This window comes from Chitinimonas sp. (assembly GCF_041904975.1).
Lineage (GTDB): Bacteria > Pseudomonadota > Gammaproteobacteria > Burkholderiales > Chitinimonadaceae > Chitinimonas.
In genome coordinates this window covers 1-8,325 of record NZ_JAYRLZ010000195.1, presented here as the reverse complement: position 1 = coordinate 8,325, position 8,325 = coordinate 1, and the positions used below count along the sequence as shown (strand labels likewise).

Annotated in this window: 10 protein-coding genes; 2 read left to right on the top strand and 8 right to left on the bottom strand. The window is 62.4% G+C overall.

The window, feature by feature from the left end:
• From rho to ACE3OH_RS16035, 4 genes are all read right to left on the bottom strand, one after another.
• A partial coding sequence (gene rho / locus ACE3OH_RS16050) for a transcription termination factor Rho (protein ID WP_374355165.1) occupies window positions 1-921 on the bottom strand: 921 nt, incomplete at its 3' end.
• 219 nt (window positions 922-1,140) lie between these two features.
• Entirely contained in the window at window positions 1,141-1,470 is a 330-nt protein-coding gene (gene trxA, locus ACE3OH_RS16045) for a thioredoxin TrxA (protein WP_374355160.1), read from the bottom strand.
• A 277-nt stretch (window positions 1,471-1,747) separates the two neighbouring features.
• The gene (radA, locus tag ACE3OH_RS16040) at window positions 1,748-3,109 is read right to left on the bottom strand and encodes a DNA repair protein RadA (RefSeq protein ID WP_374355157.1); all 1,362 of its coding nucleotides are present in this window, start codon (window positions 3,107-3,109) and stop codon (window positions 1,748-1,750) included.
• A gap of 61 nt (window positions 3,110-3,170) precedes the next feature.
• A complete protein-coding gene (locus tag ACE3OH_RS16035) occupies window positions 3,171-3,677 on the bottom strand; it encodes a TlpA family protein disulfide reductase (protein ID WP_374355154.1) in 507 nt (168 codons plus the stop codon).
• 93 nt (window positions 3,678-3,770) lie between these two features.
• Here ACE3OH_RS16035 and ACE3OH_RS16030 point away from each other — a divergent pair, with 93 nt between their 5' ends.
• Window positions 3,771-4,598: a DMT family transporter gene (locus tag ACE3OH_RS16030; RefSeq protein ID WP_374355150.1), complete on the top strand. Its 828-nt coding sequence runs from the start codon at window positions 3,771-3,773 to the stop codon at window positions 4,596-4,598.
• A 178-nt stretch (window positions 4,599-4,776) separates the two neighbouring features.
• Here the strand turns inward: ACE3OH_RS16030 and ACE3OH_RS16025 are convergent, their stop codons facing one another.
• The gene (locus ACE3OH_RS16025) at window positions 4,777-5,268 is read right to left on the bottom strand and encodes an arsenate reductase ArsC (protein ID WP_374355147.1); all 492 of its coding nucleotides are present in this window, start codon (window positions 5,266-5,268) and stop codon (window positions 4,777-4,779) included.
• A gap of 459 nt (window positions 5,269-5,727) precedes the next feature.
• On the opposite strand from ACE3OH_RS16025, the gene ACE3OH_RS16020 reads away from it, so the two are divergent.
• Window positions 5,728-6,903, top strand: coding sequence for an acetate/propionate family kinase (locus ACE3OH_RS16020; protein WP_374355144.1), 1,176 nt, complete (start codon window positions 5,728-5,730; stop codon window positions 6,901-6,903).
• A 58-nt stretch (window positions 6,904-6,961) separates the two neighbouring features.
• On the opposite strand, the gene ACE3OH_RS16015 is transcribed toward ACE3OH_RS16020, so the two are convergent.
• The 3 genes from ACE3OH_RS16015 to ACE3OH_RS16005 all read right to left on the bottom strand — a co-directional run.
• Complete coding sequence (locus ACE3OH_RS16015) at window positions 6,962-7,543, bottom strand: hypothetical protein (RefSeq protein WP_374355140.1); 582 nt, start codon at window positions 7,541-7,543, stop codon at window positions 6,962-6,964.
• A gap of 17 nt (window positions 7,544-7,560) precedes the next feature.
• Window positions 7,561-8,124, bottom strand: a complete 564-nt coding sequence (locus ACE3OH_RS16010; protein WP_374355137.1) for a hypothetical protein — start codon at window positions 8,122-8,124, stop codon at window positions 7,561-7,563.
• Window positions 8,121-8,325: hypothetical protein (locus ACE3OH_RS16005; RefSeq protein WP_374355134.1), on the bottom strand; the 205-nt coding region annotated here is incomplete at its 5' end. The genes ACE3OH_RS16005 and ACE3OH_RS16010, both read right to left, overlap by 4 nt.

The following is an 8,325-nucleotide window of genomic DNA, read 5'->3' as shown; positions in this document are numbered from 1 at the left end:
GATATTGCGGGCGGCGCCGAAGAAGCGCTTGGGTTTTTGCAGGGCGTTGGCGTCCACGCCACCGGTGAGCACCTTGCCGGAGGCCGGGATCACCGTGTTGTAGGCGCGGGCCAGGCGGGTGATGGAGTCCAGCAGGATCACCACATCCTTCTTGTGCTCGACCAGGCGCTTGGCCTTCTCGATGACCATTTCGGCGACCTGCACATGGCGGGTAGCGGGTTCATCGAAGGTCGATGCCACCACTTCACCGCGCACGGTGCCCATCATTTCGGTCACTTCTTCCGGGCGCTCATCGATCAGCAGCACGATGAGGATGACCTCCGGGTGGTTCGAGGTGATGGCATGCGCAATATGCGTCAGCATCACCGTCTTGCCGGACTTGGGCGGCGCGACCAAGAGGCCGCGCTGGCCTTTGCCGATCGGGGCAACCAGATCGATCATGCGGCCGGTGATGTTTTCCTCGGCCTTGATATCGCGTTCCAGATGCAGGCGCTTGTTCGGGAACAGCGGCGTCAGGTTCTCGAACAGGATCTTGTTCTTGGTCGCTTCCGGCGTGTCGTTATTGACCCGGTCGACCTTGACCAGGGCAAAGTAGCGCTCGCCATCCTTGGGGGTGCGGATTTCGCCTTCAATGCTGTCACCGGTGTGCAGATTGAAACGGCGGATCTGGCTGGGGCTGACATAGATATCGTCAGGGCCGGCCAGATAGGAGGTATCGGGGCTGCGCAGAAAGCCGAAGCCGTCGGGCAGGACTTCCAGGGTGCCATCGCCGAAAATGGCTTCGCCGCGTTTGGCTTGGCTTTTCAGGATCGCAAATAACAGATCCTGCTTGCGCATCCGGTTGGCGCCGTCGATTTCAAGGCCTGCGGCCATTTCGACGAGCTCGGACACGTGCTTGTGTTTGAGGTCGGACAAATGCATGTGCGGGTGTATTTCCAGACAGGTGGAAAACGAACGATGAAGGTACGGGGGAAACTATGAAGTGGCTTGGATTGCCGTGGTCGCTGTGCCTGATAAGCAGGGCGACGAACTGGATCGATTTCGGCGCAGCTTAGTAGTGGTGGCGGCCGATGTCAACGCACAATGCAAACGCCGCGCAGCTGTTTTACAACAGCTGCGCGGCGTTGGCGGTATTTTCGATTACAGATTGCTGTCAATAAATGCGGTCAATTGCGATTTGGACAGGGCGCCGACCTTGGTGGCAGCGACTTCGCCATTTTTGAAAATCATCAGTGTCGGAATACCGCGAATACCGTATTTAGGCGGCGTGGCCTGGTTTTCATCGATATTGAGCTTGGTGACTTTCAGCTTGCCGTTATATTCATTGGCGACTTCGTCGAGAATCGGTGCAATCATCTTGCACGGGCCACACCATTCGGCCCAGTAATCAACCAGCACCGGGCTGCTCGATTGCAGCACATCGGCTTCAAAACTGGCGTCGGAAACATGGTGGATCAGTTCGCTGCTCATAGGGTTCTCCAGTGTGGGGCTTGCCTGGCCTGTTGCCAGATGCATGGTGTGAATCCTACCCGATTGCGCGATATATCGAGAAGCCTTCAGCGATTGAATGTTTTGATGGTGGCGATAGGCAAGGGCTGATGCCGCTCGGTCGATTTTCGGATGGCAGATGCTGATTCGACCTGCAATGCGGCGTGTTTTGCCGACGCGCCGGTTCCACTGTCGCACCAGGCCCGCGCTTCCCGGGCCAGGCTGTGTTGCTTGAAAGCCGGTCAGTGCTACTACTTCCCTACTCGCGCAGCGCCGCAATGGCTTGGTCCAACCGCTCGATGGCGATCACCTCCATGCCGGCGATGGCGGCCTTGGGTGCATTGGCCTTGGGGATGATGGCGCGGGTAAAGCCGAGCTTGGCGGCTTCTTTCAGCCGCTCCTGGCCGCGCTGTACCGGGCGCACTTCGCCGGCGAGCCCCACTTCGCCGAATACCACCAGCTTTTCCGGCAGCGGGCGGTTGCGCAGCGATGACTGAATCGCCAGCAGCACCGCCAGGTCGGCCGCCGGTTCGTTGATGCGCACGCCGCCTACCGCGTTGATGAACACATCCTGATCAAAGCAGGCGACGCCGGCATGGCGGTGCAGCACCGCCAGCAGCAGGGCCAGCCGGTTCTGCTCCAGGCCGACCGCCAGCCGCTTCGGATTGGGCGCATGGGCTTCGTCGACCAGGGCCTGGATCTCCACCAGCAGCGGCCGGCTGCCTTCCTGGGTGACCAGCACGCAGCTGCCGGCCACCGGCTCGGCATGCTGGCTGAGAAACAGCGCCGACGGGTTGCTGACGCCACGCAGGCCCTTGTCGGTCATGGCAAATACGCCCAGCTCGTTCACCGCACCGAAGCGGTTCTTGTTGGCGCGTATCAGCCGGAAGCTCGAATGGGTATCGCCTTCGAAATACAGCACCGCATCGACGATATGCTCCAGCACCCGTGGCCCGGCCAGTGCGCCTTCCTTGGTGACATGGCCGACCAGGATGATGGTGGTGCCGGTGGTCTTGGCATGGCGGGTCAGCTGGGCCGCGCATTCGCGTACCTGGGCCACGCTGCCCGGTGCCGACTGCAACGCCTCGCTGTACACGGTCTGGATCGAGTCGATCACCGCCACCTCGGGCTTTTCGCGCGCCAGGGTGGCGAGAATGCTTTCCAGATTGATCTCGGCCAGCAAGCGTACCGGCTCGGCCTCCACCGACAGTCGTTGTGCGCGCAGGGCAATTTGCTGGGCTGATTCTTCGCCGCTCACATACAGCACCGGCCGACCTTGGCCCAGATGGGCAATCGCCTGCAGCAGCAGGGTGGATTTGCCGATGCCGGGGTCGCCGCCGATCAGCACCACCGAGCCACGCACCAGGCCGCCACCGAGCACCCGGTCCAGCTCCTCGCTGCCGGTGCTGGTACGGGGCGCCTCGGTGGTTTCCACCTCGGTGAGTTTTTGTACGCCACCGCCGGCTGCCAGCGACTGGAAGCGGCTATTGCCGGGCTTGCTGGCCTCTACCACGGTTTCCAGCAGGGTATTCCAGCCATTGCAGGCCGGGCACTGGCCCTGCCATTTCGGACTGCTGCCACCGCATTCGGAGCAGACATAGTGGGTTTTCGGTTTGGCCATGAGTGGGTGTTCTGGATGTACTGAAAGCGGTGCCGATTGATTCTGGCCGCGACAGGCGGGTTTACGGCGAGGGCGCCTGCCGGTTGGCGGCAAGCAGGCCTTCGATGGTGGTCTGGTTCAATTCATCGGGCTGCCCGCGCCAGACGATGATGCCGGCCTGGTTGACGATGATCGCATAGGGCAGGGCCTTGATCTTCAAGCCTTGGTTGAGCAGATGATCATGATCGGTAGCGATCGGGTAGCGGGCAGGAAACCTGGCGAGAAAGGGCGGCAGCAGCTCGGGTGCTTCGTCGCTGACGCCGACAATGGCAACGCCCGAATCGGCCAGAGCTGTGCTCAGGGCATTGAGCTGGCGGATGCCATCGCGGCAGGGCACGCACCAGGTGGCCCAGAAGTCGATCACGGTGAGCGGCGCCTTGTCCGGCAGCTGGCCCTGTACCAGGTCGAGCCGGTAGGCCGGCAGCTTGCTGCCCAGTTTGACGCCATTCACCCAGTCGGCCACGCCGGCGTGGGCTGCAAGGCAGACCAGCAGGAACATCGATATTGCGAGCTGACGAAGCGGCGCCATAAGCCATTCCTTAGCGGGAAAGGCTGCAATGGTACTTCTGAATCGGCTTTGCCGGCACAATCGGCTTTTTCCACGCTTGGAACCAAGCCCGAGATGGCCCGATCCGCCTATTTTTATGCGCTGGCAACGCTGTTGCTGTGGAGCACGCTGGCCCTGCTCTCGACCCGCCTGGCGCAGCTGCCGCCATTTCTGCTGGTGGGGCTGGCACTGTGCATTGGCAGCCTGTGCGGCCTGCCTCGCTGGCGCGAATGGCGGGTGCCGCTGCCCACCCTGTTGCTCGGATGCTATGGCTTGTTTGGCTATCACTTCTGCATTTTTCTCGGGCTGCGCTATGCGCCGGCGCTGGAAGCGAATCTGATCAACTATCTGTGGCCGCTGCTGATCGTGCTGCTGTCGCCGCTGTTGCTGCCCGGCATGCGACTCAATGCGCGCCATATCGGCGGCGGGTTGCTCGGCCTGGCCGGTTGCCTGCTGATCGTGCTGGGCCACGGCATGCCCGACTGGCGCGGCCAGCATATGCTTGGCTATGCGCTATCGGCGCTGGCGGCAGTCATGTGGGCCAGCTATTCACTGCTGACCCGCCGGGTGGCACCGTTTTCCACTGGCGCCGTGGGCGGTTTTTGCCTGCTGTCGGGGCTATTGGCTTTGCTCGCCCATGCCTTGCTTGAGCCCGCTTACCGGCCCAGTCAGGCGGAATGGGGCTGGCTATTGCTGCTGGGCCTTGGGCCAATGGGCGCGGCGTTCTTCTTATGGGATACGGCGCTCAAACGCGGCGACCCGCGTGTGATTGGCACCCTGGCCTATCTGACGCCGCTCCTCTCTACCGCCTTGCTGGCCAGCGTCGGCGGTGCACAGTTTGGCTGGCAGCATGGCGCTGCACTAGTGCTGATCCTGTCTGGCGCCTGGCTAGGGAAGCGCTGAACCGATCTGCTTACGCGCAAAAGCGCGCTTCCCCCGCGCGAGGCGGAAGGGTGGAATAGAACAGAGATGAATCAACCACTTACCCTCTGTCGCTAAAGTCCCGGGCTTCTCGGGACTAGCGGTGCGGGTTGAAAACGCGATTTTATTCAGTGCATCCCAGGCGCCGGTGCGGGGTGACTCAGCGGCTGGCCTCGGCATGCAGTTGCTGCAAGGCCAGATGGTCGATCTTGTCTGGCGGCAGGCTGAGGAACAGGCGGATGCGGTGGCTGATTTCGATCAGGCTGTGATTGAAGGCATTTTGCCGATGCGCTTCGTCGCCCTCGCTACGCGCCGGGTCGGCAAAGCCCCAGTGGGCGGTCATCGGATGGCCGGGCCACACCGGGCAGACCTCGTTGGCGGCGTCGTCGCATACGGTAAAGATAAAGTCCATATGCGGCGCCTGAGGGCCGTTGAATTCTTCCCAGCCCTTGCTGCGCAAGCCGTCAATCGGGTAGCCATGCTGTTGCAGGGTGTGCAGCGTCAAGGGGTTGACCTCGCCCTTGGGAAAGCTGCCGGCGCTGAAGGCGCGAATGCGGCCATTGCCCAGCTTGTTGGTAATGGCTTCAGCCATGATGCTGCGGGCTGAATTGCCGGTACATAGAAACAGCACATTGTATTGTTGCTTGGGCATTGCCTGGATTCCGTCCTGGATGTGTTGATGGGTGTCGCGCTCGCCCGGGCCGGGCGCTTGATACGGACATCGCATTGGTAGCGGTGGGTGGCGGGCCGACTTGGCACGGTTGTTTTGGCAGAAAGCTTGCGCCATATCAAACCGACCCCGGCTCGGGTCGCCACAATGCTGGCAGGGCTGTCTGACGGTAAGATGACATGGGCAGCGCGCTGGCTGATCGACACCTCGCCCAATCCGCGCCCTCCAGCTAGCGCAGTGATGCTGCCTGAGGGCTGGCCTGAAACCCGCATGCAATCGAGCAGGTGGAGAATCCTCAGCCCGCACCGGGGCGCCGGCGACTGCCGTTGGCCCCACATGCGGGCGGCGCGGCGGGCGTGTTTATGCCGCGCCGCGATTGCGCCAGCGGCTAGTCGTCCCGCCCCGCCCTGCCCAGCCCGAAATGCATTTGAAAGCGCCACCATGTCCGACGCCATTGCCGTGATCAATGCTGGCTCGTCCAGCATCAAGTTTTCCGTGTATCTGCACCTGGCCGATGCGCAGCTGCAACCCTGGCTTGCCGGCATGCTGGACGGCATAGGCAGCGGCCCGCACGGTCTGGTCCGCGATGCGCAGGGTCAGACCCTGCTTGAGCGCAACTGGCCGGCCACGACCGGCTACACCGAGCTGCTGCTGGGCCTGCTCGATTGGCTGGAAACGCATCTGGGCGAGCACACGCTGCGGGCCGTCGGCCACCGCGTGGTGCATGGTGGCCCGCATCATGCCAAGCCACAGCGGGTGGATGCGGCGTTGCTGGCAGACCTGCAGGCACTGGTGCCGCTGGCGCCCTTGCACCAGCCGCACAATCTGCTGGCCATCACCACTCTGGCCGCGCATTTGCCCGATCTGCTACAGATTGCCTGTTTCGATACCGCTTTCCACCAGGGCATGCCGGCGCTGGCGCGCCAGTTTGCGCTGCCGCGCGCGCTGAGCGAGCAGGGCGTGCTGCGCTACGGTTTTCATGGCCTCTCGTATGAATACATCGCCGGCGAATTGGCGCGGCTCGACCCGGCGGCCCTGGCCGGGCGGGTGGTGGTGGCGCATCTGGGTAGCGGTGCCAGCCTGTGTGCGTTGCAAGGCGGGCGCAGCGTGGCCAGCAGCATGGGCTTCAGCGCGCTGGATGGCTTGATGATGGGCAGCCGCTGCGGCGCCATCGACCCCGGCGTCTTGTTGTATCTGCAACGCCAAGGCATGGGGCTGGATGAGCTGGAAGACCTGTTGTATCGGCGCAGCGGCCTGCTCGGCGTATCGGGCATCAGCAGTGATCTGCGCGTTTTGCTGGCCAGCGATAGCCCGCATGCACGCGAGGCGATTGATCTTTTCGTCTACCGCATCGTGCGCGAAATCGGCGCCCTGGTGGCGGTGCTGGGCGGGCTCGATGCCTTGGTGTTCACTGCCGGCATCGGCGAGCATGCGCCCGCCATCCGCGCAGCGGTAGGCCGGGCGCTGGGCTGGCTGGGCATGGCGCTGGATGAGTCGGCCAACGAGGCGGGGGCCTTGCGCATCAGCACGGCCGCCAGCGCCGTATCGGTATGGGCGATTCCGACCGACGAGGCAGCGATGATCGCCCGCCATTGCCTGGCGCTGCTGCGCGGCTGAAGCGGTTGAAAGCTCTGCCATCACGATACAGCGGTGGGCCTGCTCGCGCAGGCCGGGTCTATGCCTCGCCCGGCTCGCGCCAGCCACAACACTTGGCCCAATAGCGCATCAGCCAGCTGGTATAAATCGACAATTCGCCGTCTTCATCCAGCATGGCCTGTACCCGCTGTTCGGCGTCGGGCTCGCCATGGTGTTGCAGGGCGGCGGTGACCAGGGCGCGGTGGGCAGGAGTATCGCTCAGGTAATAGTCCGGGTCGTCCTCGGCGGGGTCGAGCGCATAGACGTCTGCCAGGTCGTCCAGCCAGTAGCCGATGGCCTGGTATTCTGCTTCGCTCAGCTTTGGCTGGTCGGCTTGCAGGGAGGCGGGTATGCGCGTCAGCAAATAAGCCACCAGCAATTCGCCAAAAATATCGATGTAATCGCTCGCTTGCTGGATGTCGGCAATGATCTCGTCAAGGCTGTGCTCGTATCCAGCTTCCTCGTCATAGCCATGTCGCCAGGCCTTGATAAACAGTGCCTTGCTCTGGGGATTGGCCGGCATGCTGTAGTCGGTACAACCACGATCCTGGATGCCGCGCAAGGAATCGGCAAACAATTCAACAATCATGGTAAGTGCTTCCGGGCTCAGGGCTGGCTGCATGGTGTTTTCCATGGTCATTAACGCGGCAGGCGCAGGTAATCGGCCTGCACCTCCGGCCATTCGGCACGGATGTGCTGCAAGATTTTTTGCAGAAACGGGTCGTCGTACAGGGCTTGGGGCGGGGGTAGCACCGCCATCTGGGTTTTCATTACCAGGTGATCCAGCGTCGGGTTACTTAGCCCCAGTTGCTCGCGCAAGCGAAATACCGCCAGGATTTCATAGGGAAAATACCAGCGCAGCACATTACCGCTAAAGTCCTGCCGGTCATCGACTTGCTGGGTGCGCCGATCGCAGAGCGCCAGCAGCAGATCGTGCAGATCGTCCGGCTCCGGCGTGCGCCAATGTGCCAGCAGCAGGGTGAGCAGCGGATCGTCCAGGGTGCCGGGCGACATTTTCGGACGCGGCCAGCCTTGCCAATCCGCCATCAGGCAGAGCAGAAAATACTGATTCTGCGCCGAACCATCCAAGTCCCACCCAAAACCGGCCTCCAGCGCCCAGCAGGCACTGCGGCTCAGATCGATTGCCTGTTCCATCCAGCCCAGGTACAGCAGCTCGCCGATATAGTGCGCAAAATGTTTCACGACAAAGCATGTAGTATTAAACGGCCCGAACGGAATATTCCCGGCCCGCTGATATTCCCGGCCCGCTGATATTCCCGGAACAAGGCAAATTCAATGCGCCAGCGCCAATACATCCACGCCATATACTGCCGGAAATGCGGAAGCCAATCGCCCTGATCCAGCGCCACATACATTAACTGAGCACCATAGGGGGGGGCGGGG